Annotated in this window: 25 protein-coding genes, 2 tRNA genes and 1 pseudogene; 8 read left to right on the forward strand and 20 right to left on the reverse strand. The window is 64.9% G+C overall.

The annotated features are described in order from the left end of the window. Positions 1–221 precede the first annotated feature (221 nt). From IVA96_RS08995 to IVA96_RS09015, 5 genes are all read left to right on the forward strand, one after another. A complete protein-coding gene (locus IVA96_RS08995; protein ID WP_247416867.1) occupies positions 222–1,244 on the forward strand; it encodes an aldo/keto reductase in 1,023 nt (340 codons plus the stop codon). A gap of 15 nt (positions 1,245–1,259) precedes the next feature. After that, positions 1,260–2,573, forward strand: a complete 1,314-nt coding sequence (locus IVA96_RS09000; protein ID WP_247281453.1) for a tetratricopeptide repeat protein — start codon at positions 1,260–1,262, stop codon at positions 2,571–2,573. A 196-nt stretch (positions 2,574–2,769) separates the two neighbouring features. Beyond that, entirely contained in the window at positions 2,770–3,348 is a 579-nt protein-coding gene (locus IVA96_RS09005) for a hypothetical protein (protein ID WP_247281454.1), read from the forward strand. A 53-nt stretch (positions 3,349–3,401) separates the two neighbouring features. After that, the gene (locus IVA96_RS09010; RefSeq protein ID WP_247281455.1) at positions 3,402–3,749 is read left to right on the forward strand and encodes a DUF3088 domain-containing protein; all 348 of its coding nucleotides are present in this window, start codon (positions 3,402–3,404) and stop codon (positions 3,747–3,749) included. Between the two features lie 200 nt (positions 3,750–3,949). Beyond that, on the forward strand, positions 3,950–4,270 hold the full coding sequence (locus IVA96_RS09015; protein WP_247281456.1) for a hypothetical protein: 321 nt from the start codon (positions 3,950–3,952) through the stop codon (positions 4,268–4,270). A 34-nt stretch (positions 4,271–4,304) separates the two neighbouring features. Here the strand turns inward: IVA96_RS09015 and IVA96_RS09020 are convergent, their stop codons facing one another. The 17 genes and pseudogenes from IVA96_RS09020 to IVA96_RS09100 form a co-directional block, all read right to left on the reverse strand. After that, positions 4,305–5,576, reverse strand: coding sequence for an NAD(P)/FAD-dependent oxidoreductase (locus IVA96_RS09020; RefSeq protein ID WP_247281457.1), 1,272 nt, complete (start codon positions 5,574–5,576; stop codon positions 4,305–4,307). Positions 5,577–5,584: 8 nt separating this feature from the next. Further along, positions 5,585–6,295, reverse strand: coding sequence for a dihydrofolate reductase family protein (locus tag IVA96_RS09025; protein ID WP_247281458.1), 711 nt, complete (start codon positions 6,293–6,295; stop codon positions 5,585–5,587). Positions 6,296–6,336: 41 nt separating this feature from the next. Then, positions 6,337–6,489: pseudogene (locus IVA96_RS09030) on the reverse strand (FABP family protein); the annotation flags it as partial. A gap of 260 nt (positions 6,490–6,749) precedes the next feature. Next, on the reverse strand, positions 6,750–7,514 hold the full coding sequence (locus IVA96_RS09035; RefSeq protein ID WP_247416872.1) for a DUF2182 domain-containing protein: 765 nt from the start codon (positions 7,512–7,514) through the stop codon (positions 6,750–6,752). 78 nt (positions 7,515–7,592) lie between these two features. Further along, positions 7,593–8,225, reverse strand: coding sequence for a DUF1326 domain-containing protein (locus IVA96_RS09040; protein ID WP_247281460.1), 633 nt, complete (start codon positions 8,223–8,225; stop codon positions 7,593–7,595). Between the two features lie 645 nt (positions 8,226–8,870). After that, positions 8,871–8,946: transfer RNA gene (locus tag IVA96_RS09045), tRNA-Phe, on the reverse strand. A 184-nt stretch (positions 8,947–9,130) separates the two neighbouring features. Then, a complete protein-coding gene (yacG, locus tag IVA96_RS09050; protein WP_247281461.1) occupies positions 9,131–9,313 on the reverse strand; it encodes a DNA gyrase inhibitor YacG in 183 nt (60 codons plus the stop codon). 154 nt (positions 9,314–9,467) lie between these two features. Further along, positions 9,468–10,097: a Maf-like protein gene (locus IVA96_RS09055; protein ID WP_247281462.1), complete on the reverse strand. Its 630-nt coding sequence runs from the start codon at positions 10,095–10,097 to the stop codon at positions 9,468–9,470. Positions 10,098–10,251: 154 nt separating this feature from the next. Further along, the gene (locus tag IVA96_RS09060; protein WP_247281463.1) at positions 10,252–10,719 is read right to left on the reverse strand and encodes a low molecular weight phosphatase family protein; all 468 of its coding nucleotides are present in this window, start codon (positions 10,717–10,719) and stop codon (positions 10,252–10,254) included. 5 nt (positions 10,720–10,724) lie between these two features. Continuing rightward, the gene (locus IVA96_RS09065) at positions 10,725–11,222 is read right to left on the reverse strand and encodes a UPF0262 family protein (RefSeq protein ID WP_247281464.1); all 498 of its coding nucleotides are present in this window, start codon (positions 11,220–11,222) and stop codon (positions 10,725–10,727) included. Continuing rightward, complete coding sequence (gene hisD / locus IVA96_RS09070) at positions 11,219–12,514, reverse strand: histidinol dehydrogenase (RefSeq protein WP_247281465.1); 1,296 nt, start codon at positions 12,512–12,514, stop codon at positions 11,219–11,221. Before hisD ends, IVA96_RS09065 begins: the two co-directional genes overlap by 4 nt. 166 nt (positions 12,515–12,680) lie before the next feature. After that, a complete protein-coding gene (locus IVA96_RS09075) occupies positions 12,681–13,124 on the reverse strand; it encodes a DUF2948 family protein (RefSeq protein ID WP_247281466.1) in 444 nt (147 codons plus the stop codon). Between the two features lie 218 nt (positions 13,125–13,342). After that, positions 13,343–14,167 (reverse strand): alpha/beta hydrolase, encoded by an 825-nt coding sequence (locus IVA96_RS09080; RefSeq protein ID WP_247281467.1) that lies wholly within the window; start codon positions 14,165–14,167, stop codon positions 13,343–13,345. Positions 14,168–14,186: 19 nt separating this feature from the next. Further along, positions 14,187–14,696 carry a hypothetical protein gene (locus IVA96_RS09085; RefSeq protein ID WP_247281468.1) on the reverse strand — a complete coding sequence of 170 codons (510 nt, stop codon included), beginning with the start codon at positions 14,694–14,696 and terminating at the stop codon, positions 14,187–14,189. Positions 14,697–14,932: 236 nt separating this feature from the next. Then, on the reverse strand, positions 14,933–15,241 hold the full coding sequence (locus tag IVA96_RS09090; protein WP_247281469.1) for an EthD family reductase: 309 nt from the start codon (positions 15,239–15,241) through the stop codon (positions 14,933–14,935). Positions 15,242–15,443: 202 nt separating this feature from the next. After that, a complete protein-coding gene (locus tag IVA96_RS09095; protein ID WP_247281527.1) occupies positions 15,444–17,150 on the reverse strand; it encodes a cyclic nucleotide-binding domain-containing thioredoxin-disulfide reductase in 1,707 nt (568 codons plus the stop codon). A gap of 39 nt (positions 17,151–17,189) precedes the next feature. Further along, positions 17,190–17,372 carry a hypothetical protein gene (locus tag IVA96_RS09100; protein ID WP_247281470.1) on the reverse strand — a complete coding sequence of 61 codons (183 nt, stop codon included), beginning with the start codon at positions 17,370–17,372 and terminating at the stop codon, positions 17,190–17,192. Positions 17,373–17,688: 316 nt separating this feature from the next. Between IVA96_RS09100 and IVA96_RS09105 the strand changes: the two genes are divergently transcribed. Beyond that, positions 17,689–17,763, forward strand: a tRNA-Thr gene (locus tag IVA96_RS09105). Positions 17,764–18,567: 804 nt separating this feature from the next. Here the strand turns inward: IVA96_RS09105 and IVA96_RS09110 are convergent. From IVA96_RS09110 to IVA96_RS09120, 3 genes are all read right to left on the reverse strand, one after another. Next, a complete protein-coding gene (locus tag IVA96_RS09110) occupies positions 18,568–19,044 on the reverse strand; it encodes a cyclic nucleotide-binding domain-containing protein (protein ID WP_247281528.1) in 477 nt (158 codons plus the stop codon). Positions 19,045–19,769: 725 nt separating this feature from the next. After that, entirely contained in the window at positions 19,770–20,402 is a 633-nt protein-coding gene (locus IVA96_RS09115; protein ID WP_247417056.1) for a ferric reductase-like transmembrane domain-containing protein, read from the reverse strand. A 14-nt stretch (positions 20,403–20,416) separates the two neighbouring features. Then, positions 20,417–20,920: a Twin-arginine translocation pathway signal gene (locus IVA96_RS09120; protein ID WP_247281471.1), complete on the reverse strand. Its 504-nt coding sequence runs from the start codon at positions 20,918–20,920 to the stop codon at positions 20,417–20,419. 245 nt (positions 20,921–21,165) lie between these two features. On the opposite strand from IVA96_RS09120, the gene IVA96_RS09125 reads away from it, so the two are divergent. Together IVA96_RS09125 and IVA96_RS09130 are read left to right on the forward strand one after the other, a co-directional pair. Continuing rightward, positions 21,166–22,173 (forward strand): LLM class flavin-dependent oxidoreductase, encoded by a 1,008-nt coding sequence (locus IVA96_RS09125; RefSeq protein ID WP_247416875.1) that lies wholly within the window; start codon positions 21,166–21,168, stop codon positions 22,171–22,173. A gap of 274 nt (positions 22,174–22,447) precedes the next feature. Next, positions 22,448–23,743: an O-acetylhomoserine aminocarboxypropyltransferase gene (locus tag IVA96_RS09130; protein WP_247281473.1), complete on the forward strand. Its 1,296-nt coding sequence runs from the start codon at positions 22,448–22,450 to the stop codon at positions 23,741–23,743.

Consider the following 23,743-nt stretch of genomic DNA (forward strand, 5'->3'; position numbering starts at 1 on the left):
TGCAGATAGTTGCGCTCAATCGTCCGGTCATAGCTGTTGTCGCGCATCGGATCGTCCTCCGCTGGAGCGATCCAATCAGCGAATTAGTGAACATGCACAATTGCGAGCGCAGCGAAGCAATCCAGAATCCCTCCGCAGACACATCTCTGGATTGCTTCGCTGCACTCGCAATGACCGGCGTTGCTGGCTATGCTGCCCTCCACCAATATCGAGGACAGCTCATGCAATACCGCCAGCTCGGCCGCAGCGGCCTGAAAGTGTCGCCGATTTGTCTGGGCACCATGATGTTCGGCGGGCCGACGGATGAAGCCGCGTCCAAGCAGATCATCGCGAAGGCATTCGATGCCGGGATCAATTTCATCGACACCGCAGATGCCTATGCGAAGGGCGCATCCGAACAGGTCGTCGGACGCGCGATTGCCCACAATCGTCACGGCTGGGTGCTCGCCACAAAACTCGCCAATCGCATGAACCATGATATGGGAGACGATCCCAATCGCGGCGGGCTGTCGCGGCGCTGGGTGTTGCAGGCAGCGGACGAGAGCTTGGCGCGGCTCGGCACCGACCACATCGACATCTACTATTTGCACAAGGAAGACCATGCGACGCCGCTGGAGGAGACGGTGCGCGCGATGGGCGACCTGATCCGCGCGGGCAAGGTGCGCTATTTCGGCGTGTCGAACTACCGCGCCTGGCGCGTCGCCGAGATCTGCAACATCTGCGACCGGCTCGGCATCGACCGGCCCGCGGTGAGTCAGCCCTATTACAACGCGATGAACCGCATGCCGGAGGTCGAGCATTTTCCGGCCTGCGCCTATTACGGTCTCGGCATCGTGCCCTACAGTCCCTTGGCGCGCGGCGTACTCACCGGCAAATACAAGCCCGATGCGCCCCCGGACAAGGAGACGCGCGCGGGCCGCAGCGACACCCGCATGATGCAGACCGAGTGGCGGCCGGAATCGCTCCAGCTCGCCCAAGAGATCAAGCATCACGCGGAGAACAAGGGCATCACCGCCGGCCAGTTCGCGGTCGCCTGGGTGCTGAACTCCGCTTTCGTGACCTCCATCATCGCCGGCCCCCGCACGGAAGAACAGTGGAACGACTACATCCGCGCGCTCGACTATCGCTTCACCGCAGAGGACGAGGCACTGATCGACCGGCTGGTCGTGCCGGGCCATCCCTCGACGCCAGGCTACAACGATCCCGCCTATCCGATCGAAGGACGCCGGGCGCGGACGGCTTGAACTGTGGAGACGACCATGGCTCACGAAGACCGCTACGGCCTGCCGCTCTCCACCACATCCGATGCGGCAGCCTCCGCCTATCGCGAGGGCGTCGACCTCATGCTCTCGGGGTGGACCGGCACGGCAGAGGCGCTGGACCGCGCGATTGCGACTGACCCGGATTTCGCGCTGGCCCATATCGCCCGCGCCCGCGTGCACGCGTTCTACCAGCAGGGCGATCTCGCGCGCGGCAAGGCGGCGATCGCGCGCGAGCTCGTCGCCAAACGCGGCACCGAACGCGAGCGCTCCCATGTCGAGACACTGGCGTTGGCGATCGCGGGACGGCTGCCCGAGGCGATCGCCGCGATGCGCAAGCACGTCGAGACATGGCCGCGCGATGCATTGGTGCTGTCGCTGCCGCTCGGCGCCTTCGGTCTGTTCGCCTTCTCCGGCATGGCCGATCATGACCGCGCCCGGCATGAGCTCTGCGAGCGCGTCGCGCAGCACTATGGCGAGGATTGGTGGTTTCTCACCATGTATGGCTGGGCGATGACGGAGAACGGCGACGTCCCCCGCGGCCGCGACGTTACCGAGCGCGGCTTCGAACTGCGCCGGGCGAACGCCCATGCCGCGCATGCCGTGCTGCATGCGATGTTCGAGGACGGCTCGATCGAGGCGGCCGATCGTCTCGTTGACGATTGGATCCCGTGTTACGACCGCGCCGGAATTTTGCACGGTCACATCCGCTGGCACCAGGCCCTCGGCGCGCTGGAGCACGGCGATGCAGCCCGGGCGCTGTCGATCTATGCCGACGTGCTTCAGCCGTCGGTCACGCAGGCGCCGCCGCTCAACGTCATCACGGACGCCGCATCGCTGTTGTGGCGCCTCTCGACCTACGGCCACACCGTACCGAAGGCGCTCTGGCTCGATGCCGATGCCACCGCGCAAGAGCTGTTTCCGAAGTCGAGCCTGCCTTTCGCCGACGTCCACATGGCACTGTTCGCCGCCGCAACGCAGAATCACGAGGCGCTTGCCGCGCGCCTTGCGGCGATCGAACAGCGGCTCGCGGACGGCAAGCTGCCGGCCGGCCCGGTGGTGCCCGCGATCTGCCGCGCGCTTCTGGCCTTTGCGGATGAGGATTACACGGCGTGCGCGCAAACGCTCGGGCCGGTGCTGGCTGACGTCGTGCGCATCGGCGGCAGCCACGCCCAGCGCGAATTGATCGAGGACACCTACCTCGTCGCGCTGATGCGCAGCGGTGAACTCTCCCGCGCCCGCGCCCTGCTCGACGCCCGCCTGCACCGCCGGCCATCCTTGCGCGACAGGCGTTGGCAGGCGGCGATGGGCTAGCTCTGCCACCAAAAAAACACTAGCCTGACGGCAAGTGCCGGCTGGGACAGGCTGGGCGATTTCGACGAATCGCCGTCGGGGTGACGCGGTGGTATTCCAGATGGGTCGGGCAAGGCACACGGGATCGCAGCCAATTTGCGGTTCGATGGTTATCGGACGGAGCTTTTCCCTGGTTCTCTGGCATATGAGCCTTCCGATGCGCCTCCGCCGGCCGGTCCTCGGTGCCGCCCTCATTGCCCTAGCAAGCCCTTGCTTTGCCGAGTCTTCTGCTCCCATTCCTGTCAAAAATCCGCTTGAGCAGCAGAACGCCTTCATTGACCTGCTGGCGCTGATGTCGGGCAAGTGCAAGACGCTCAAAGTCGCCGGGCGCACCTATGCCTGCAAGACGATCGCCTACGCCCATGGCGACAAGGGCCGGGTCAATTTCGCGGTCGCGGTCGACGATCCCACCGACGCAAATCACGTGGTGTCGTTCTCGGGCGAGAACGGCAAACGCGCCGACGACAATTCCTACGAGCTGCCGATCGACCGCATGCTGCTCAACTCCAAGGACCGTCCCAAGGTCGACGGCCTGCCGGTGCCGTCCGAGCAGACCTCCACCGGAATCTGCCGCCAGACCGGCAATTTCGCCGCCAGGAAGGTGAACGACGTCACCTGCTCCGCCACCGACAGCGAAGGCCGGCGCTACGAGCTCTTGTTCGTCTCCGACGGCACGCCGGTCAGCGTGCGCCGCATCCGGCAATCGGCGCCGTCGATCCAGGATCCGTTCAAGTAGCATCCTCTGTTGGCGTCAGCGTGTATGATCGCGGCCATGCTCCGGAGCGACCCATGATGCGCGATCGTCTGTTTCTGCTGCGCCCCGATTTCGAGGACCCGGCCTTTCCGGGCCGGCGCTTCTACTGTTGGCATTGCGCGCTGATCGAGGGCGTGCTGGCCTCCTTCCCGCTGGCGGCCGAACAGCTCGACGTCGCGCGCATTGCGTGGCCGCGCCCGCGACAGGCCGTGATCACGCTGGTCGGCGAAGAGAATCAATCGCTGCCGCTGCTTGTGCTCGCGATTGGGGCAACTTCGCCGCACCAGACCGGCAGCCATCATGGCCGCGCCTTCATCGCCGACAAGGACGCGATCCTCGCCGCGCTCTCCGAGCGCCACGGCTTTCCCGATCCGCATCCGTGAGGGACGTCCGAGCTGGTGGCCTCATTCGGGCGGCATGATGGCAGCGGCACAACAACGCCTACCTTGCGACAATAAATCCGACGACACGCGATCATTCGCGCGAACCGGACGTCACACGCTGCGTCGTTTCGACGCCCGCTCTGGCGGGAACGCGCTGCATGCTCATCTGTTGTCACACGACATTCAACCGGAGTGATGACATGAAGTATCTCTTTGTCGCGATCGCGATCGGTGCTGCGGCGCTTGCCGGCGGATCGGCGGCGAACGCGGCCGATAATTCGAGCGCGAAGCAGAACGCGCAGGACAGCCGATCGACCGACATCAGCGCGCAGCATAGGCACTATTATCACGGCCACCGGCACCATCATCACTGGCGTCATCACCACCATGGCCATTATCGCCCCCATTACCGGAGCTACGGCTATTACCCGCGGCACCACGGCTATTATGGCGGCGGCCCGTACGGATATTACGGCGGTGGTCCCGGCGTAACTTTTAGCTTCGGCGGCGGACGCTGGTGAGACAAATGGCCCGCAGAGATGCGGGCCTTCTTTCTTAGCTCCGCAAGATCACCCCTGCCGTCTCCAGGCCGCTCGTCAGTGCCGCTTCGACCGTGCCCATATCGCGGCCGCGATAGAGCGCTTCGCCGGACAACAGCACCAAGCCGTCGGCGCGGGCGAGTATCGCTTGCGCCTCGCGCGTCCGTGGCGTGGCCCAGGAATAGGCGCCGCGGGCAAAGGGATCGTGCGCCCAATTGCTCGCGGCCGCCGCCACGAGATCGCGCGCGATGTCCTCGCGTGACCGCTTGAAGATGGCGGCGAGCGAATCGAGCCCGGCCTCGATCAGTCCTTTCGAATCGAGATGCGACAGCGCCGCCGTCCGTGGACCGCCGAACCAGCCGGTGAGCAGGGGATGCTGGTCAGGATATCGCGTCCACCACACCGGAATCGCTTCGTCGGACAGCAGGAAGGTCATGTCGGCGAGGTCGTCTTGTCGGTCGCGCCACCATGGCCGCGCGAAGCGGAGCAGGATCTTGATGACGTTGCCGAAGGCGATGTCGTCGGCGGCAGCAAGCCTCGCGCTCACGCTCGCCGGCAGCGCGATCTCGCGCAGCAGCGGCAGCGGCACGGTGAGGATCGCCCGGTCGCAGGCAAGCCCATCACCGCCGGCGCAGCGAACCGCTACGGCGCCGCCCTCTTCCACGATCGCCAACACGGCGCAACCGAGCCGGATCGCAACGCCGCAGGCGCGGCACTCGGCCGCCAGAAAATCGATCAGCGCGCCATAGCCACCATTGATGCGCGCCTGCGGCGAGTGACCGCCATCCATCCACTCCTCGCGCAACGCCAGTGTCGAAGCACGCTCGGGGTCTGCCGCGTCATAGCCCTCGACCATCCGCTCGATCGAATGGCGCAGCCGCGTATAGTCCTCCCCGGCAAAATGGCGGCGCAGGAAATCGGCCACAGTCAGATCGTCCTTCAAGTCCCGCAGCGCGGCTTGCAGCTCCGCCTCATGCGGATCGTGGCGGTCCTCACGCGAGAGGCTTGCGCCGTCAAAGCTCCATTGCGTGCCTTCGATCTCCTGAAGGGACAGCCCGGCTTCGCGCAGCAAAGCCCGCGTGACCGGCGCCTCGCCATGGACGAACTCGGCTCCGCCGTCGGCGGGATAGCCGAATTGCAATGCCGGCAGCGGATTGATGCGCCCGCCGCAGCGCTCGCGCGCCTCCAGGATGGTCACGCGTCTGCCCGCACGCGCCAGCTCCCGCGCTGCCATCAGGCCGGCGGCGCCGGCGCCGACGATGACGATGTGCTCCGATGATTCCGACATGCCGGCGCTTACTTGGCCACGGCCTGCGGCTCGTTCTGGATCAGATAGCGCAGCAGCAGGACACCGCCGCCGAGCTCCCGCGTGCTCTCCAGCGTCATCGCCATGATGGGCGCGCGCTTGTCGCTGTCCGCAGCCGTCGAGTCGAACACGAAGGGCGCACCGCTCGCGCCATCCACTGCTGGGCTGAGGATCAGATTGAATTCGTCGATGAGACCCGCGCGCAGGAACGCGCCATTGGCGACACCGCCGCCCTCGACCAGCAGACGCTTCACGCCGAGCTCACGGCTGAGGATGTCCAGCGTCAGCGCCAGATCGATCTCGGACTTGCCGGCGAAGACGTAGGACACCCCCTCGCCGCGCAGCCCTGCGAGATGCGAATCCGGCACGCTTTCGGCTAGCACGACGACAATTGGATCCCCGCCGATGTCGGCGCGGCCCCAGCCGATCTTGCCCTGCGCATCGAGCACGACCCCAAAGCTTTTCGCATCGCGTCGTGCGAACCAGTTCTCGCGCGGAAATTTCTCGCTCGTCGCGGTCGGATACGGCTTGCCCTTGGCGAATTCCGAGCCAGTAACGCGGCCGATCACCCAGGCGTCGCCGCCGAGCTCGTCATGGATTTTCTCGAACCAGTCCGTGCCCGCACCCTTCGGACGCCAGCGGCTGGGATGCGTGCGGCCATCCAGGCTGGCGTGCATCAGGCAGATGACATAAGGCTTCATGTGATACTCCGGTCTCAGGCCGCCGATCCGCCAGCCAAGGCGCGCTGCTCCGGCCCCTCCGCCTTCGGATTGACGTCGATGCCCTTGTCCGCCTGCCAGCTGCCGGCGAGACGGCGGAGCGGACCGAGATTGGCAAGGCCGTCGGGCGAAACGTCCTCGGGCTCGGTGAAGATGTCGGCGGCAAGAGGGAGCACGGGGGCCTCGCGGGATTGCGAGGAGCAGCAATAGCACGGAGGCGGGAACGCGGCTCGTGCTCAAGTCTCACAATTGCGAATGGACATAGGCGCCACGCGCAGACGGTTGTTGGAAGGACCTTGCCAAGTGAGCGAAGTGGAGCTGAGCCTCCTCAGCCTTAAGCTTTGGTTGGGGCAAAGCTCAATTCTTCAGCTGACGACATCCGTGTGACCACGGAGGTCGGCTGGAAGCGATACCTTTGGTCATCTGTCCCGGCCTCTCACATCGCGCGTGCCAGAACGATCGTGCCGGACAGGATGAGGACCGCGCCCGCCGCATAACTCAATCGCCGGCCGAGCGGCAGCAGTTTCTCAGCGGCGACATAGAGCGCAATGCCGACGACCCAGGCTAGATTCATCGCGCCGCCGACGAACAGCAATGCCATCAGAAACCAGCAGCAGCCGACGCAATAGCTGCCGTGGCGAAGTCCCATCCGCAAAGCTCCGCGCGTGCCGGGCCGCCAATGCCGGCTGAGAAACAGCAGCGGGCTCTCGCAGTAGCGCAGGCACGCATGTTTGAGCGGCGTGAACTGGTAGAGGCCTGCGGCAAGCAGAATGCTGCCGCCGAAGATTGCGCTGGTGCTGGTCATCGCCATCGACAGCAATCCCAAGCGTTCCAACACCGATTGCGCCAGGACCGCAACGACACTGAACCCCGCCCATGTCACGAGATAACCGGCGAGAAAGATCCAGGCATCGATTGCGGCCCGGGATGCAGTCTCCTGCTTGCGCTTGACGGTCGCATACAAGAGAACGGTGGGCGCCGCGCTCGGCGCCATCATCGCGATCATCATCACCCACCACATCACGAACAGCAGCGCAGCGTAGAGTGGCGTCCACGGCATTGGCGCCATGTCCGGCATGGCGGTCATCATCTCGGTGTCCATGCCGGCGCCCCCCGCGAGATAGGCCCAGGCGAGCGCCGCCACTGTGGCGGTCCCGATTGCGACGATCAGCCGGTCGCGCTGAAGTAGGCGTTCCAGCATCAAGCGCCCCCGCATGGACTTTTCCAGGATCGCGATGAGGAGCCGACACCGAGGCCTCGTCTCGATGTCAGCGCCGCATCATGCCGCAATGCCCTCGGGCGTTTGCACGACATTGGCGAGCGAGCTGTGCGTGCCCTGGGTCTCGAACGGGATCGCACCGGTCGAGCGGATGTTGGCGGACGCGATCTCGGCAGCCCTGTGCTCGAATCCCTCGGGCATCACCACCTGGATGCGGTGCGGATCACCCGTCACCGGATTCCTGATCGGCTCGACGTCGGTCTCGAGCACGCCCGTGGCGACGAGTTTTGCGACGCGGCCGTCCTTGTCGAAGGAAAATTCGAAGGGGGCGAAAATCGGATCGTGGATCTTGGTGACGATGAGGCTGACAATCTGAAAAAGCGTACCCTCGGCCGAATGTTTGCCTGAAAAGATATTGAACAACGCCTGGCGCTGTTCCGGCGCGGCGCGTTCGTCGATGATGGGCTGGATTGTCCCGTTGCCTTCATGCAGCGGGCCGGGGAAATCGACCGTGATCGCGAAGCACAGACCGTCGAGCCTGGTTCCTTCGAAATGTCCTTTGGCGATCCGCATGCCGAACATTCCCTTGCAATAGCCCTTGGTCGGCGGCGCATTGAAATCGCAGGGGCAGCCAAACGCGCAGGTGCAATTCTTCATCCATTCGCCTTCGAGACGCCAGTCCGATGCAGCCATGGCACATCTCCCAATGTGAGCGAGGGACGCGGCAGCCGTAGACGAATTTTTTCAGCGTTATGTCGAAGCCTTGCGAGAAAGTGCGAGCGGGATCGAATCCGATCAGAAGGCCGGCATCGCGGGAAAGTCTGTGGCTAGCTGCCATTTACCGTCCTATGGCCAAGAGCATATCAGCTGCAGCCGGGCGCGTACAGCGAACGGATGCGGCAGAGCAGCCGGCTCTTGAGACGTCGAACTGCCACCTTTCAGGCCATCTGCAGCGATGCTGGCTCAGTGCCGCATTGAAGTGGCCCGGCGGAGGTGGCGCTCATTTGCGCAACGCTGGCTTGCTAGACGGTTCGGGCGTCGATGCCGATGCCGACGTTACCCGGCGCCGTGATGAGCGAGAAGGCGGCCTGGCCGCCCAGGACCGAAAAGGGAGAGGTGTAGGTGATGCCAAGAGCAAGGGCGTCCCATGCGCGTTGAGTCCGGTCACAACCGAGCCGCGCGCGCCATTGCTGGTGACGAAATTCTGCGCCGCTCCGGCGTTCGCCTGGAGATGCAGGTAGACCGTCGCATATGCCCAGCCAGGAACGCCCCGCGAGCGCGTAACGCGTGCCGATCTTGGCTTAGTCAGCTTCTTGCTTCAGCGCGGGAAAGCGTAGTTGGTGCCCAGGGGCGGAATCGAACCACCGACACTGCGATTTTCAGTCGCATGCTCTACCAACTGAGCTACCTGGGCGTGCTCCAAGAGAGGGGCCAAAGCCCATCGAGCGGGCGGTTTATAGTGGGCCGAGAGCGGCCTGTCCACCCGGCTTCGCGTGAAGGCTGCGCCGGGCGCGGCCCGGCTGTGTACAAGGTGGGGCAGTGTCGCTGCGGCTGGCGCCTGGCGCTTCCTGAACTTAACAAATCATTGATATTGCTTTCTATTCTACGTCATCCACCTCGTCGTCGCGGCCGGGGATGACGTAGGAGCCCTTCAACCAGCGGTTCAGGTCGACGTCGCGGCAGCGCGAGGAGCAGAACGGGCGGGTGGCCTGCGACTGCGGCTTGCCGCAGATCGGGCAGGTCTTGAGGGGTTTGGCGGGCGTTTTGAGGTGATCGTTCATGGTGTCGGCGCTTACACGAGGTGAAGGAGTTCAACAGCCTGTCAGGAAAACGGGTTCCTCGCGCGGCGGCGCAGGCGTTCGCGCGGCGGGCCGGTGGGGCCATTCTACTGCGCATGGGGTTGTTTCGCGATTTTTCTCGAGGGCGCTGTCGTGCTCACAGCGCGGTGGCGTTGAGCCAGCCGAAGCGGATCGGAAAGCCCTCGCCGCCGAGCAGGGTCGTCGTCTCGTACAGCGGCAGGCCGACTACGTTGGTGTACGAGCCGACCATCTTGACCACGAACGAGCCGGCGATGCCCTGCACCGCATAGCCGCCGGCTTTGCCGCGCCATTCGCCCGAGCCGATATAGGCCTGGATGTCGTCTTCCGACAGGCGCTTGAAGCGGACGCGGGTCTCGATCAGGCGCTGGCGAAAGGCCTCGCGCGGCGTGACGACGCAGATCGCGGTGTAGACACGGTGGTTGCGGCCCGAGAGCAGCCGCAGGCACTGCGCGGCTTCGTCGACCAGATTGGCCTTGGGCAGGATGCGGCGGCCGACCGCCACCACGGTGTCGGCAGAGAGGATGAAGGCGCCGCGCAGCTCATCATCCAGCTGCACCGATTTGAGCGCCGCATCGGCCTTGGCCCTCGCGAGGCGGTTGGCGCAGGCGCGCGGCAGCTCGCCCCGCTTCGGCGTCTCGTCGACGTCGGCCGGCCGGAGCGCGTCCGGCTCGATGCCGGCCTGATTGAGCAGCGCCAGGCGCCGCGGCGAACCGGAGGCAAGTACGAATTTGGGGCGGCCGAGCATCAGGTGATTTGGGGGATGAAGCGGGGTGAATTGCGCGCGGAACCTATCGGAAGGGGGCCGGTTTCACAACCCGGGAACCGGAGGTTTGGTGATTCGAGGTTGCCAACACGCGTGTGCCTGCGCTCTGTGACGCGGGTGTTACGCACGCCGCATGCTATCCGCTCGCCGCACCCACCTTCGCGAACCGCCTGCGGATGCGCATCAAGAGCTGATCGCAAACCTCGCGATAGGCGGCGAGCTTCTGGTCACGGCTGCCTTCGATGGTGGTGGGATCCTGCGTCGGCCAGTATTCGACCTCGGCAGCGAGCGTGCGGGTCAGCTCAAGCGCCTTGTGGTGGGCCTCCGGCGACAATGTGATGATGAGGTCGAAGTTCAGGCCCTCCCAATCCTCCAGCTCCTCGAAGGTCTGCGGCTTGTGGGCGGAGATGTCCTGGCCGAGTTCGGCCATCACCGACACCGCAAATGGATCGAGGTCGCCCTTCCTGGCACCGGCCGACTTCACGTAGAGGCCCTGCGGAAACATGTGCTGCAACAGGCTCTCGGCCATCGGCGAGCGCACGCTGTTCATCGCGCAGGCGAACAGCACCGATTGCGGATCGCGTGCGCGTGGCGGCGCCGCCATCGCGCTTAGCCTTTCCAGTGCAGGACAGTAATGAGCGTGAACAGCCGGCGCGAGGTCTCGAAATCGACCCGCACCTTGCCCTTCAGCCGCTCCTGGAGCGTGCGCGATCCCTCGTCATGGATGCCGCGGCGGCCCATGTCGATGGCCTCGATCTTGTCCGGCGTCGCGGTCCGGATCGCCTGATAATAGCTGTCGCAAATCATGAAATAGTCCTTCACGATCCGTCGGAACGGCGTCAGCGACAACAGATGCGCGACCACGGGCGTGCCGTCCTCGCGGCGAATGTCGAACATCAGGCGGTTGCCGGTGATGCCGATATGCAGCGTGAACGGGCCCTGCCCTTCGGCACCGTCGGGCGCGAACAAATTCTGCTCGATCAGGTCGTAGATCGCGATCGCGCGTTCATGCTCGATGTCCGGCCCGGAACGGCCGATCGAGTCCTCGTCCAGCGTGACGCCGACGATGCGATTGGTCGAGTCGTCCTGTTCGGGCGGCCTTGTCATGACTGATTGAGGCGCAATCCAATCGAGCGCGAATGCGCGTCCAGCCCTTCCGCCTGTCCAAGCGTCATCGCGGCCGGACCTAGCGCACGCAGCTGATCCGGACCGCATTTCAGGATCGAGGTGCGCTTGATGAAGTCGTGCACCGACAGGCCCGAGGAGAACCGCGCCGAGCGCGCTGTCGGCAGCACGTGGTTGGAGCCGCCGACATAATCGCCGATCGCCTCCGGCGTATGCGCACCGAGGAACACCGCACCTGCATTGCGGATCTTCGCGGCGAGCGCATCGGGATCGCTCGTCATGATCTCGAGATGCTCGGCGGCGATCGCGTCCGCGAGCGGGATGGCGCCAGCAATATCCTTCACCATGATGATGGCGCCGAAATCGGCCCACGAGGCGCCAGCGATCGCAGCCCGCGGCAGCGTCTTCAGCTGCGCCGCGACCGCCTTTTCGACCTCGGCGGCAAGCCGCGCGGAATCGGTGATCAGGATCGATTGCGCGCTGGCATCGTGCTCGGCCTGTGCCAACAGATCCGCGGCGATCCAGTCGGCATTGCCGGTGTCATCGGCGATCACCAGCACCTCGGAGGGACCCGCGATCATGTCGATGCCGACCTTGCCGAACACCAGCCGCTTTGCGGCGGCGACATAGGCGTTGCCGGGCCCGACGATCTTGGCAACCGGCGCGATCGTCGCGGTGCCGTGCGCGAGCGCGGCCACGGCCTGTGCGCCGCCAACCCGGTAGATCTCGGTGACGCCGCCGAGATGGGCTGCCGCCAGCACCAGCGGGTTGAGCTTGCCGTCGGGCGAGGGCACCACCATGACGAGGCGCGCAACGCCGGCGACCTTCGCGGGCACGGCGTTCATCAGCACCGAGGAGGGATAGGCCGCGGTGCCGCCGGGCACATAGAGGCCGGCGGATTCGATTGCGGTGTAGCGCCAGCCGAGCTCGACGCCGAGCGGGTCGGTGAAACGTTCGTCCGTCGGAAGCTGGCGGCGGTGATAGATCTCGATGCGGTCGCGCGCGAGCTTCAGCGCGTCCAGCGTCGCGGCATCACAGGCCTTTGTCGCGGCTTCGATCTCGGCGGCGGTGACGCGCAAGGAGGCGGCATCCAGCGAAAGCCGGTCGAATTTTTTCGTGGCCTCGAGCAGGGCCGCATCGCCCCGCTTAGCGACGTCGTCGACGATTGCGCGCGCGGCGGCCTCGACGTCCGCCGAGACCTCGCGCTTGGCGGCGAGGAAGGCCGCGAATCGCTGGTCAAAATCGGCGCTGCTGCGGTCGAGACGAACGGGCATTTGGCTGGGCTTCTGGCTGGTCTTTTGGGGCGGATTGGCTCACCCGACCCTGCTCAATGGCGCGGCGGGGAAGCGGCGTCAACCCTTGGGCCGGGTCGTTTCCCTCCGCTGCCGTCCTGGCTTTCGCCAGGACGACAGCGGAATGCGTTGGCTTGGCATGCCATTCTCACCCCTCGATCCCCGGGCCCGCCCCCAGCGCGTCCGCCCCGAGGTCGGTCAGCTCGCATTCCAGGCATTCGACGTCGAGGCGGATGGCGCCGCCCTGGGCGAACAGAAGCAGGGCACTGCCGCCGGGCTCCTCGTTGCGGCCACCCTGGGGGTGAAACTCGATGCCGACGAGGTCCAGCACCTTGTCCGGTGCGGCGAGGTCGATGTTGCGCGACTTGCAGGCAAGCACGCGGTCGAAGCGGAGCGCGGCGACCAGCCGGCGCGGCTCGGTCTCGCCTTCCAGCGTCTGCTCCCAGTCGAGCCGGCTCATGCCGACGACAAGCCGCTTCTCGCTCTGCCGCCAGATGATGTCGGAGGCCTGGACACGGGCGTCCTGGACATGGGTCGAGATGACAGCGAGATCGTCGGCGTCAAGTGCGATCAGTTTGAGCTGGGGAGACATCGCCGACGCTTCTCCTTCAAGGGCGGACGGGACTCAACGCGCGCGAGCGCCGAACTTTCCGCACCAAACTAACTGCGCGGCGGACTAGAGGCTATTGATATCCTCCGTTTTCAGCATCTTCGCGGATACCTCTGCCGCGCGACGCGGGTCATGGCGCGGTCGATCTGCTCGGCTCGAGGTGACGAGCGATGGTGAGATCCGGCGGAGCACGCGAAGCTTCACTCCCTGAAGAACGCCAGGAGGTCCGCGTTGATGGTCTCGGCGTGCGTGGTCGGCATGCCGTGGGGGAAGCCTTTGTAGGTCTTGAGGATGCCTTTTTTTAACAGCTTGGCCGACAGCGGCGCGGAATCGGCGTAAGGCACGATCTGGTCGTCGTCGCCGTGCATGACCAGCACCGGCACGTTGATCTTCTTCAGGTCCTCGGTGAAGTCGGTCTGCGAGAACGCGACGATGCCGTCGTAATGCGCTTTTGCGCCGCCCATCATGCCCTGGCGCCACCAGTTCTGGATCACCGCTTCCGACGGCTTTGCGCCGGGACGATTGTAGCCATAGAACGGGCCGGCGGGCAGGTCGCGATAGAATTGCGTGCGGCTGGCCGCGAGTTGCGCCTGGAGGTCGTCGAACACGCTCTTCGGCAGGCCGCCGGGATTGGCCGCGGTCTGCACCATCAGCGGCGGCACTGCGGCCAGGATCGCCGCTTTCGCGACGCGGCTCTCGCCGTGGCGCGCGATGTAGTGCACGACCTCGCCGCCACCGGTGGAGTGGCCGACATGGAAGGCGTTCTTGAGGTCGAGATGGGCGGTCAGCGCGGCAAGGTCGTCGGCGTAATGATCCATGTCGTGGCCGTCGGCGACCTGCGCCGAGCGGCCGTGGCCGCGGCGGTCATGCGCGATGACGCGGTAGCCATGCGAGACGAAGAACAACATCTGCGCGTCCCAGTCGTCGGCCGAGAGCGGCCAGCCATGACTGAACACGATCGGCTGGCCCGAGCCCCAATCCTTGTAGAAGATCGCGACGCCGTCTTTGGTGGTGATGGTGGGCATTGCTAGGCTCCTTGAACGATCAGGCAAACGCCATCGGCCTGAAGCGGCGCCAGGCGCCGATGGTGAGCAGCACGAAGAACACCAGCACGATGCCCTGCACCACCGCGAACACCGGACCCGACGGTGGCGCCGGCGGCACGGCGGGCGCGAGCGCGGCGAGCGCCGGCACCTTCAGGAACGACTGGATGACCAGCACGAAGACGTTGAAATAGAGCGAGACCATCGCGGTCACGATATAGACCGGGCGCCAGGCACCTGCGAGCTTCATGCCGTAGAGCGCGATGCACGCGATCGCGAGCAGCAACAGCGAGATGATGCCGATGACGTGCGACGGCAGCAGCTTCTCGAACGGAAACAGGAAGCCGGTCGCGCTGGTCAGGATCGTGAACAGCAGGAAGATCGCGGTGAGGCCCGGCATCGACTTCGAGCCGAGCAGGCCGAACATCACGACGAGGCCCGCGACGATGGCAATCAGGCTGATGACGACATGGATCATCGTAAAGGCGGACAGGCTCAACCCAAGCACCATGACGTCTCTCCTACGTGTCCAGCATTGAGATCAGGCGATTGATATTACGGTCCTCATCGGATTGCCACATGCGATGGCGCCGCACATGCCCCCCGAGCCATGCGCCATCGTGCGAAGTGACAAACGCGTGCTCGGATTTTTTGCAGCGCTGTCACAAACGACAGCAGGTTTTCGACGAACTTGAATCATCTTCGGCAAGAGCGGCCCGCGATATGTGGGCCGCCCTTGCGCGTGGTTCACACTTCCTTGGTGTCGAAGATCAGCAGGTCGGCGCCGCCGCTGGCGAATTTCGGCACGTCGCCCGCTGCCGCCTTGCCTTCTGCGCTGCCGAATGCCGCCTGGATGGCGGCCACGCTGTCGAAAGTGAGAATTGCGACGAGGTGGACTCCGGAAGGACCAGCGGGAGAGCCGACCGGGCCGGTGCTGACCGCGTACTTCTTCAAGCCGGGCAGTTTCTTGGCAAGCGGAATGTGGGTCTCGGCATAATGCTTGTCGAAGGCCGCAGCATCCTTGGGCGTCTTGTAGAGCACGACGAGTTCAGCCATTTAGTCCTCCCTGTGAAACTTGTTGTGTTTAGATCCTCATGGTGAGGAGCGTGCGAAGCACGCGTCTCGAACCATGAAGGCCCGGCTGTGACAGCTGGGCCTCGATCCTTCGAGACGCCGCTGTCGCGGCTCCTCAGGATGAGGGGATAGTCCGCGGGATGTCGCACGATGACAACCCATATTCCGCTTGTCTTCTGCTTGCCTAAAGCGCCGGTTTTGCGGCGTCGCCGAGATAGCCGTGCAGGGAGGCCACGACCTGCGCGCCTTCGCCGATAGCGCCGCCGACGCGCTTGACCGAGCCGGAGCGGACGTCGCCGACGGCATAGACGCCGGGCACGGAGGTCTCGAGCGGCGCCACCAGCCGGCCCTGGTTCTGCTCGGACTGCGCGCCGGTCACGATGAAGCCGCCGCGGTCGAGCGTGACGCCGCAGCCGTCGAGCCAATTGGTGGCGGGATCGGCGCCGACGAACAGAAAGAGATTGCGGATCTCGGCAGAATCCTCGTCATCGGAAAGCCGGCTCTTCCAGCGGATGCGGCGCAGCAGCGAGGCCTCGTCGCCTTCGAGCGCGGTGATCTCGGTGTTGAACATCAATTCGATGTTCGGCGTCGCTTCGATGCGTTCGATCAGATAGCGCGACATGCTGGCGCCCAGGCCGCCGCCGCGGATGATCATCAAGACCTTCTTTGCATGCCCTGACAGGAACACGGCGGCCTGGCCGGCCGAATTGCCGGCACCGACCAGCGCCACCTCCTCGCCGGCGCAGAGCCGCGCCTCGACAGGAGATGCCCAGTACCAGACGCCGCGTCCCTCGAACTTGTCGAGGTTCTCGATCTCGGGCCGGCGATAACGTGCGCCGCTCGCGACCACCACCGCGCGTGACCGCAATGTGTCGCCGCAATCCAGCGCCAGCGCGAACGTACCGGCGCTGCGCGAGCAGTCCAGCGACTTCACCGACATTGGGATCATGATCTCGGCGCCGAATTTCTGCGCCTGGGTGAAGGCGCGACCCGCAAGCGCCTGGCCCGAGATGCCGGTTGGAAAGCCCAGATAATTCTCGATGCGCGCGCTGGCGCCGGCCTGGCCGCCGAAGGCGCGGGTGTCGAGCACGGCGACGGACAGCCCTTCGGACGCCGCGTAGACCGCCGTCGCAAGGCCTGCCGGTCCACAGCCGACGATCGCGACGTCGTAGATGCGGTCATCCTTCGCCCCGCCGATCATGCCGATGGCGCGGCCAAGCGCGGTTTCGCTGGGGTTGCGCAGCACGGTGCCGTCGGCGGTGACGACGAGCGGCCAATCCTCCGGCTCGGGCGAATAGCGCGCGATGATCTCGGCGGCGTCATGCTCGCTATTGGGGTCGAGCAGATGATGCGGCTGGCCGTTGCGGGTGAGAAAGCCTTGCAGGCGCACCACGCCGGCGGAGTTCGACGGACCGATCAACACGGGGCCGCCAATGCCGCCCTGGATCAGGCTGACCCGGCGCAGGATCAGCGCGCGCATGATGCGCTCGCCAAGCTCGGCTTCGGCCACCAGCAGCGCGCGCAGCCGGTCCGGGCGTACCAGCAGCACCTCGACTTCGCTCTCGGCGCGTCCGTCGACCAGCGCCGGCCGTCCCGAGAGCTGGCCGAGCTCGGCGAGGAATTGCCCCGGCCCCTGATCGATCACCGGCGTGACGTGGCCGAGCCCGTCGCGCTGGGTGATGGCAACGTGGCCAGACAGCACGACGAACATGCCGGGCCCGGGCTTGCCGGTCTCGAACAGGAACTCGCCGTCGGCATAGCTGCGGACCTCGCCGAAATGCCTGATACGCGCGATCTCGGCTGATGCCAGCGTCGGAAAGGTCTGCTCGGGACGGGTAAACCGCGAGATCAGCGCGTCGCGGTCGGTTCGTTGCTGTCCGTCCTGCCCCATTGCCACTTCCATGCACTCCAAAATGTTAGCCGTCGGCCTTCAACTGCCGGTCTTGCCGGCGGTCCCCTTACCCAGGGAATCATCATCGTTCTGCGACGGCTCGGTCCTTGCGGCGCGTTCGCGCGCCTGCACCTTCCGCCGCTTCAGGTTTTCGCGCAGCGCCGATTTCAGCCGGTCCTGCCGGGGATCAGCGGCCCGCGTCTTGTCAGTCTCGTCGCTCATCGTGGCCCATCACGTTGTCGGCGGCAGGATGCCACCGAATGACGACATCTCAAGAGGTACAAGAGGCCGGCGCAACGAAGCCAGCGAGATTTGGTCGAATTCGAGGGCGGGACCAACTGGCCAGATGGCGGGGGCTCGCCGGCAGAAAAATCACCCCAAAATCGGTCATTTCTGGGCAATAAGGCCGCCTCGGTCGGACAACCGCGCCGATTTTCTCGATTTGGCAGAGCCGGCAAGCTTGCACATGAGGGGCCCTTGTGGCATCCATCGCCCCGCTTGGCGGGCCCGGTGGCGGCCCGATTCTGTGCCAGCATCTGCTGCCGTAGCTCAGTGGTAGAGCACTCCCTTGGTAAGGGAGAGGTCGACAGTTCAATCCTGTCCGGCAGCACCAGTGTTCCACACATGACAAGGCATTCTCGCGGCTCGATGCGCCCGAGTTTTGCTCTATTCCGTGCCCCTCTTCGGTGAAGAGGGCGCAGGGAAGGCCGAGTGCCGGCTGGCACCCACGGTCCGCTGTGCGAAAGCACACGCAGAAAAACTGCACAGCGGCATACAGGTGAAGCCCAACACACGGCCTTCCCTGCGCAGTGGTTTGACGGCTTATGCCTGCTCTCCCCGGAGCCGAGTTCCTTCTGGCCTCCGTCACCTCGCGAATTGGCGATGCCTCGCGACCCGGTTGGGCTCAAGACATCTCCGCAAGGCTTGACCGTAGCAACGACGGTCAGGACCACACGGTTTTGCCGTACGCAGCAATCCGGCTTCGCCCAAAGGGCTTCGCCGGACAGGGCGCCGTCCGTCCGCACGCAGTCAAGGACCTCACGAGGTTCATCTCGCCCTGGTCTCGCCTAGGCGTGCCCGACGCTGCCGCGTCCACCGCACCCCGGCCCACGTTTCGTTACGACGTACGATCGTCCCTCTCCCCGGGCCGGGATAGGGGAAGAATGCCGCAATTCCGAATTTCGGTAAAGTGGAATATTTTTGCGGCGGGAGATTGACGAGGTTTTGCATGGGGCGGGTGTTTTGCCCGACGGGTAAAAGTTGCAGCGACCCGATATCAGCTTGGCTACGGCGGCTTTCCCTTGAACTTGTACGAGCGACCAACGAATAGACTAGCCAACAGCACTGCAACGATGCCGCCGAAGCCAACCCACGCGCCCCATGGGTTTCGCAAGCGCTGTACCCATCCTACGCACGGTCAATTGTCGTCACGCATTTGCTGTCCCATGAAGCGATCGTCGGCACGGCGCAGCCGTCGGCACAGTTCGCGATTGATGTTCTGGAGGACGATCACGTAGGCGTGGATATCGGCCTTGTAGCAAGCGTAGAGCTTTTGGGCGGTCAGCTCGTACAGCACCGTCGGCCCTTCCGCCACCACCGTGGCGGAGCGATTCTGCATTTCAATCAGCGTCATTTCACCAAAGAAATCGCCAGGCTCCAGAGCGGAAATTGGGATGACGTTCCCCGAATTCGCCCGTTTGCGCACCGCCAGCCGACCGGATTTGACGATGAACATCGAGCGTCCCTGCTCGCCCTCCGCCACGACGGTTGCTCCGGCATCAAAGCGGCGCTCGACCAGCATCGAGATCAGGAGGTCGAGACTCGGTTCCGGGAGACCACCGAAGAACGGCGTGGCGAGCAGGAACGCCTTCAGATCGGGAGCGCTGACAGCCATCGCGCAAGGATACGCCCCGTCGCCATCTGCGGCAAGCAGAGCAGACATCGGCGCTGACGATGCCCGACGTGTTCGCAAGAAGAGGCCAACAAAATATGCGTAGGATGGCTAGCGCGACTTGTCCGCCGCAGCGCAGAGAGCGAAGGCGGTGGCGAAATCCATCAAGCTCGTTCAGTGGCGAAACGTGGCGGATTTCGCAAGTGCTCTACTCATCCTGCGCTCGCCGCCGCGCAACACGCCGCGCACCGTCCGCTTTTCCGGTGGCGTAACCCGGATGGAGTGCAAGCGTAGTCCGGGGCCATTAGCCGCGGACGCAATCCGTTTGACCCCCAAATTCATGGTGATAATGTCGTAATCTGCCGTCTGTCCGGGAGGACACAATGGGATGGTTTGACCGGCTGTTTGGAACGACGTCGGCGCCTACGACCCCACTCTTTGCGAGATTTAGGCGGAAATCACGGGCACCGACTGATCCCGATCTTCTGAAGATCGCCAAAGACCGAAAAGGGCATATTTCGCGGAGAGCCGTGAGAGATGAATATAATCGGCTGCTTCTGGAGAAGTACGCGCACGACAAATCGTGATTTCTAATCACGTCCAGCTCGTGGCGTGGGTAGGGCGACTAGTCCGCCGTAGCGCAAAGAGCCAAGGCGGCAGCGAAGCCCGTCGAGGCTTGCCGATGACGAAGCACAATGGATTTCGCAAGTGCTCTATCCATCCGACGCCTACTGCCGCGCAATGCCCTCTCCGCGCAACGTCCGCTTTCTCCAAACCAGATCAGCCATCACTTTGATGGCCGCCGCGAGAACGAGCGCACAAAGCACAATCTTGGAGGTCGTCTCCATCGTCCCCTCGATCAGCAGGCAATGGGCTACGCTGGCTGCGACGATGACGATCGCGAGGGGAATATGGACGATGCGCCAGGTTCGCAGCCGCAATCCCAGCCGCCGCCGCAAGAGAGCCAGAAGCGCGACAGCGAAGATGGCCCACATGGCGACCACGCCAAAGGGAGAGAACGGCGTCGGCGATGAGAAGGTAAGGGCGTCGATCATGTCGGGCGGACTGGTGATCCAGAGCCCGGCGACATGGATCACCACCGCAAAGGCCAGCGCGCCGCCGATCCAGTGATGGGCACGCCGTCCGCGATAAGCCGATAGCCCCGGCAAATATCCGCCGATCAGCAGGGGCTGAACGAGCACAAGACCGAGGGCGACGATCCCTGCGAAGCCGGCGAGGATGTAGACCGGACCGCGCCAAGCGAGCAGGTCGCTTCCTGCTGCGGCGGCGATCGGCACGCAAATGGCCAAGGCAAGGGCCACCCAGATCAGGGTCGCCCGGGCCGATTCCCATCCCTTCATTTGCAATTCGCGGCTCAAGCCGGCTGCAGGACGAAGTGCGCCTCGAGGCTGGTTTCCTTTGCGCTCCGCATCACCGGACGCAGAAAGACGGTTTTGAACTCGCCGCTGTCATAGGCGAGGTGACCATGCGGCTGGCCGAAGATGGGAATGATCTGCGGCATCTCGAGCCGGAACTTGCCGTCCTTGTCGGTGAGCGTGGCGCCATGACTCTGCGGCTCGTGCTCCTGCCCCTCGACGGTGTGCGCCCAGATCTGGATGCGCTGCCCGGCGAGCGGAGCCCCGTCGCCGGCGCGGCGCACGGTACCGCTCATCCAGAAGCCGCCCTTTCCGATCCGCTCCACGATCGCCGCGCCCTTGCGGTAGTTGTTCGCCCCGCCCGACATCGACTCGGTCGGCGCGAGGCCTTCGGCACGGGCGGGCAACAGCAGCCCGGAAACTCCGCTCGCCAAAACCCCGGTTGCGAGCACCGAGCCGCCAGCGGCGAGGAGGTTGCGGCGGTTGAGTACGACCGTGGTCATGTCAGTTCCTCCTGGCAACCGAGCAGTGCTCCGGCAATCTATAACAACAGGCGCAGAACGCCCAGTTGCGACGAAGGGCGCCATAGGTCGCAATAACAGTGTTGTGAACGGGCAGCGCGGGCTGCAGCGTCAAGGATGCGCTGCTCCGTCAAGATCCAAGTCGCGACAGGTTCGAGCAGCATTCCTATCCCTGGTCCCCTATATGTGAGGTCCCCGCGCACACGCGCCCTTCACGGGTACCACACATGATCCCCTTCTCCGTGCTCGACCTCGCGCCCATCCGCCAAGGTGGCGACGCCGCGCAGGCGTTTCGCAATTCGCTCGATCTCGCCCGGCATGCGGAGGCTTGGGGCTACAAGCGGTTCTGGCTGGCCGAGCATCACAACATGACGGGGATCGCAAGCGCGGCGACGTCGGTGGTGATCGCCCATATCGCGGGGGGAACGAAAACCATCCGCGTCGGGTCCGGCGGGATCATGCTGCCGAACCATTCGCCGCTGGTCATCGCCGAGCAGTTCGGCACGCTGGAATCGCTCTTTCCCGGCCGGATCGATCTCGGCCTCGGGCGGGCGCCGGGCACCGACCAGTTCACAGCAAAGGCGCTGCGGCGCGACCTTGCGACGGCTGCGGAGAACTTTCCGCACGACGTGCTGGAATTGCAGGCGCTGCTCGGCGATGTGCAATCGAACCAGGCGATCCGCGCGGTGCCGGGCGTGGGCACGAAGGTGCCGCTGTGGATCCTGGGATCGAGCACTTTTGGCGCGCAGCTTGCGGCGATGCTGGGCTTGCCGTTCGCGTTCGCCTCGCATTTCGCGCCGCAGATGATGATGCCGGCGCTGCGCGAATATCGCGCGCGCTTCGAGCCCTCGGCGCAACTCGACAAGCCTTACGCGATGATCGGTGTCAACGTGTTTGCCGCCGACAGCGACGCCGAGGCGCAGCGCATGTTCTCATCGCTGCAGCAGCAGTTCATCAATCTGCGCCGGGGCACGCCGGGCCCGCTGCCGCCGCCGGTCGACCACATGGACGCGTTGTGGTCGCCGGCGGAGAAGGCCGACGTCGGCCAAGCGCTGTCCTGCTCGGCGGTCGGCTCGCCCAGAATCGTGGAGGAGAAGCTGAAGGCGCTGATGGCCGAGACCGGCGCGGACGAGCTGATGACGACGGGCCAGATCTACGACCACGCCGCCCGGCTGCGCTCGTTCGAGATTGCGGCCGAGGTGCGGGAACCGCTGGCAGGGCAGAAGGGAGCGTGAGCGCGTTGGGCCTTGATGTGCTGGAGGCTGACCGTGAGCTGGCCGAACGCGAACTGCCCCATCGCCATCCTCGCCGCGATGCCGGCGCAGGACGCGCGAAAGATCGTCGCGGCCAACGAGAAGAGATTCGAAGCCTACCAGACGCGGAGATCTTGCTGCGCGAGGCCGGGATCATCGAGCGATCCGGGGGTTAGAGGCGCTGTCAATGGGCTGACGCAGCGCTTCTTTTTGTGGCACAAGGGCGGCCTCCGCCGATCGACCAACGAGGCCACGCATGCCCGCGCCAAAGCCGCCTGCCTTCGAGACCCTGAGCCTGCATGCGGGCCAGCATCCGGATCCCGTAACCGGCGCCCGCGCCGTGCCGATCTACCAGACCACGTCCTACGTGTTCCAGGATTCCGATCACGCCGCCGCGCTGTTCAACCTGGAGCGCGCCGGCCACATCTATACGCGCATCTCCAATCCGACCACCGGTGTGCTGGAGGAGCGGCTCGCGGCGCTCGAAGGCGGTGTCGGTGCGATCTGCACCGCCAGCGGCATGGCCGCGCTGCATCTGGCGATCGCGACACTTTTGAACGCCGGCGACCACATCGTGGCATCGAGCTCACTCTATGGCGGCACCATCAACCTGCTGGCGCATACGCTGCCGCGCTTCGGCATCACCACCAGTTTCGTCAAGCCGCGCGATCTCGACGCGTTCCGCGCCGCGATCGGGCCGAACACGAAGCTCGTGATCGGCGAGACCATCGGCAATCCCGGGCTGGAAGTGCTCGACATTCCCAAGGTCGCGGCGATCGCGCATGAGGCAAAAATTCCGCTGCTGATCGACAACACCTTCGCCACACCCTATCTCAGCCGCCCCATCGAGCTCGGCGCAGACATCGTCATGCATTCGGCGACCAAATGGATCGGCGGACACGGCATTGCGATCGGCGGCGCCATCGTCGACGGCGGCCGCTTCGACTGGCGCGGCTCGGGCAAGTTCGGCGCGCTGACCGAGCCCTATGGCGGCTATCACGGCATCGTCTTCGACGAGCAGTTCGGCACCGCGGCCTTCATCATGCGCGCGCGCACCGAGGGCCTGCGCGATTTCGGCGCATGCCTGTCGCCGACCAACGCGTTCCAGCTGCTTCAGGGCGTCGAGACCCTGGGCGTGCGTATGGACCGGCACATGCAGAACACGCATCTCGTGCTGGACGCGCTGAAAGCCAACAAGGCCGTCGATTGGGTGCTGCATCCCTCGCTGGAGAACCACCCGGACTTTCAGCTCGCAAGGGCGCTGCTGCCGCGCGGTGCCGGCTCCATCGTCTCCTTCGGCATCAAGGGCGGCCGGCCCGCCGGGCGCACGTTCATCGAATCACTGCGCATGATCAGCCATCTCGCCAATGTCGGCGATGCCAAGACCTTGGTGATCCACCCCGCCTCGACCACGCATCAGCAGATGGACGCCGAGCAGCTCAAGGCCGCCGGAATCGGCGAGGAGCTGGTGCGGCTCTCGGTCGGCATCGAGACGGCAAGCGACATCATCGACGATCTCAACCAAGCGCTGCGCATCTCGCAAAAGGTCTGA

The sequence above is a fragment of the Bradyrhizobium sp. 159 genome (genome assembly GCF_023073795.1).
Taxonomy (GTDB): Bacteria; Pseudomonadota; Alphaproteobacteria; order Rhizobiales; family Xanthobacteraceae; genus Bradyrhizobium.

Coding starts and splice junctions, on each gene's coding strand:
- IVA96_RS09080 (WP_247281467.1), bottom strand. CDS start 14,167: ATGCCCACCATCACCACCAAAGACGGCGTCGCGATCTTCTACAAGGAT.
- IVA96_RS09055 (WP_247281462.1), bottom strand. CDS start 10,097: ATGCTCGGCCGCCCCAAATTCGTACTTGCCTCCGGTTCGCCGCGGCGC.
- IVA96_RS09065 (WP_247281464.1), bottom strand. CDS start 11,222: ATGACAAGGCCGCCCGAACAGGACGACTCGACCAATCGCATCGTCGGC.
- IVA96_RS09040 (WP_247281460.1), bottom strand. CDS start 8,225: ATGGCTGCATCGGACTGGCGTCTCGAAGGCGAATGGATGAAGAATTGC.
- IVA96_RS08995 (WP_247416867.1), top strand. CDS start 222: ATGCAATACCGCCAGCTCGGCCGCAGCGGCCTGAAAGTGTCGCCGATT.
- IVA96_RS09100 (WP_247281470.1), bottom strand. CDS start 17,372: ATGAGCGACGAGACTGACAAGACGCGGGCCGCTGATCCCCGGCAGGAC.
- IVA96_RS09075 (WP_247281466.1), bottom strand. CDS start 13,124: ATGTCTCCCCAGCTCAAACTGATCGCACTTGACGCCGACGATCTCGCT.
- IVA96_RS09060 (WP_247281463.1), bottom strand. CDS start 10,719: ATGGCGGCGCCGCCACGCGCACGCGATCCGCAATCGGTGCTGTTCGCC.
- IVA96_RS09120 (WP_247281471.1), bottom strand. CDS start 20,920: ATGACCACGGTCGTACTCAACCGCCGCAACCTCCTCGCCGCTGGCGGC.
- IVA96_RS09095 (WP_247281527.1), bottom strand. CDS start 17,150: ATGGGGCAGGACGGACAGCAACGAACCGACCGCGACGCGCTGATCTCG.
- IVA96_RS09020 (WP_247281457.1), bottom strand. CDS start 5,576: ATGTCGGAATCATCGGAGCACATCGTCATCGTCGGCGCCGGCGCCGCC.
- IVA96_RS09085 (WP_247281468.1), bottom strand. CDS start 14,696: ATGGTGCTTGGGTTGAGCCTGTCCGCCTTTACGATGATCCATGTCGTC.
- hisD (WP_247281465.1), bottom strand. CDS start 12,514: ATGCCCGTTCGTCTCGACCGCAGCAGCGCCGATTTTGACCAGCGATTC.
- IVA96_RS09000 (WP_247281453.1), top strand. CDS start 1,260: ATGGCTCACGAAGACCGCTACGGCCTGCCGCTCTCCACCACATCCGAT.
- IVA96_RS09110 (WP_247281528.1), bottom strand. CDS start 19,044: ATGGCTGTCAGCGCTCCCGATCTGAAGGCGTTCCTGCTCGCCACGCCG.
- yacG (WP_247281461.1), bottom strand. CDS start 9,313: ATGAACGATCACCTCAAAACGCCCGCCAAACCCCTCAAGACCTGCCCG.
- IVA96_RS09010 (WP_247281455.1), top strand. CDS start 3,402: ATGATGCGCGATCGTCTGTTTCTGCTGCGCCCCGATTTCGAGGACCCG.
- IVA96_RS09090 (WP_247281469.1), bottom strand. CDS start 15,241: ATGGCTGAACTCGTCGTGCTCTACAAGACGCCCAAGGATGCTGCGGCC.
- IVA96_RS09005 (WP_247281454.1), top strand. CDS start 2,770: ATGCGCCTCCGCCGGCCGGTCCTCGGTGCCGCCCTCATTGCCCTAGCA.
- IVA96_RS09125 (WP_247416875.1), top strand. CDS start 21,166: ATGATCCCCTTCTCCGTGCTCGACCTCGCGCCCATCCGCCAAGGTGGC.
- IVA96_RS09035 (WP_247416872.1), bottom strand. CDS start 7,514: ATGCTGGAACGCCTACTTCAGCGCGACCGGCTGATCGTCGCAATCGGG.
- IVA96_RS09130 (WP_247281473.1), top strand. CDS start 22,448: ATGCCCGCGCCAAAGCCGCCTGCCTTCGAGACCCTGAGCCTGCATGCG.
- IVA96_RS09115 (WP_247417056.1), bottom strand. CDS start 20,402: ATGAAGGGATGGGAATCGGCCCGGGCGACCCTGATCTGGGTGGCCCTT.
- IVA96_RS09025 (WP_247281458.1), bottom strand. CDS start 6,295: ATGAAGCCTTATGTCATCTGCCTGATGCACGCCAGCCTGGATGGCCGC.
- IVA96_RS09015 (WP_247281456.1), top strand. CDS start 3,950: ATGAAGTATCTCTTTGTCGCGATCGCGATCGGTGCTGCGGCGCTTGCC.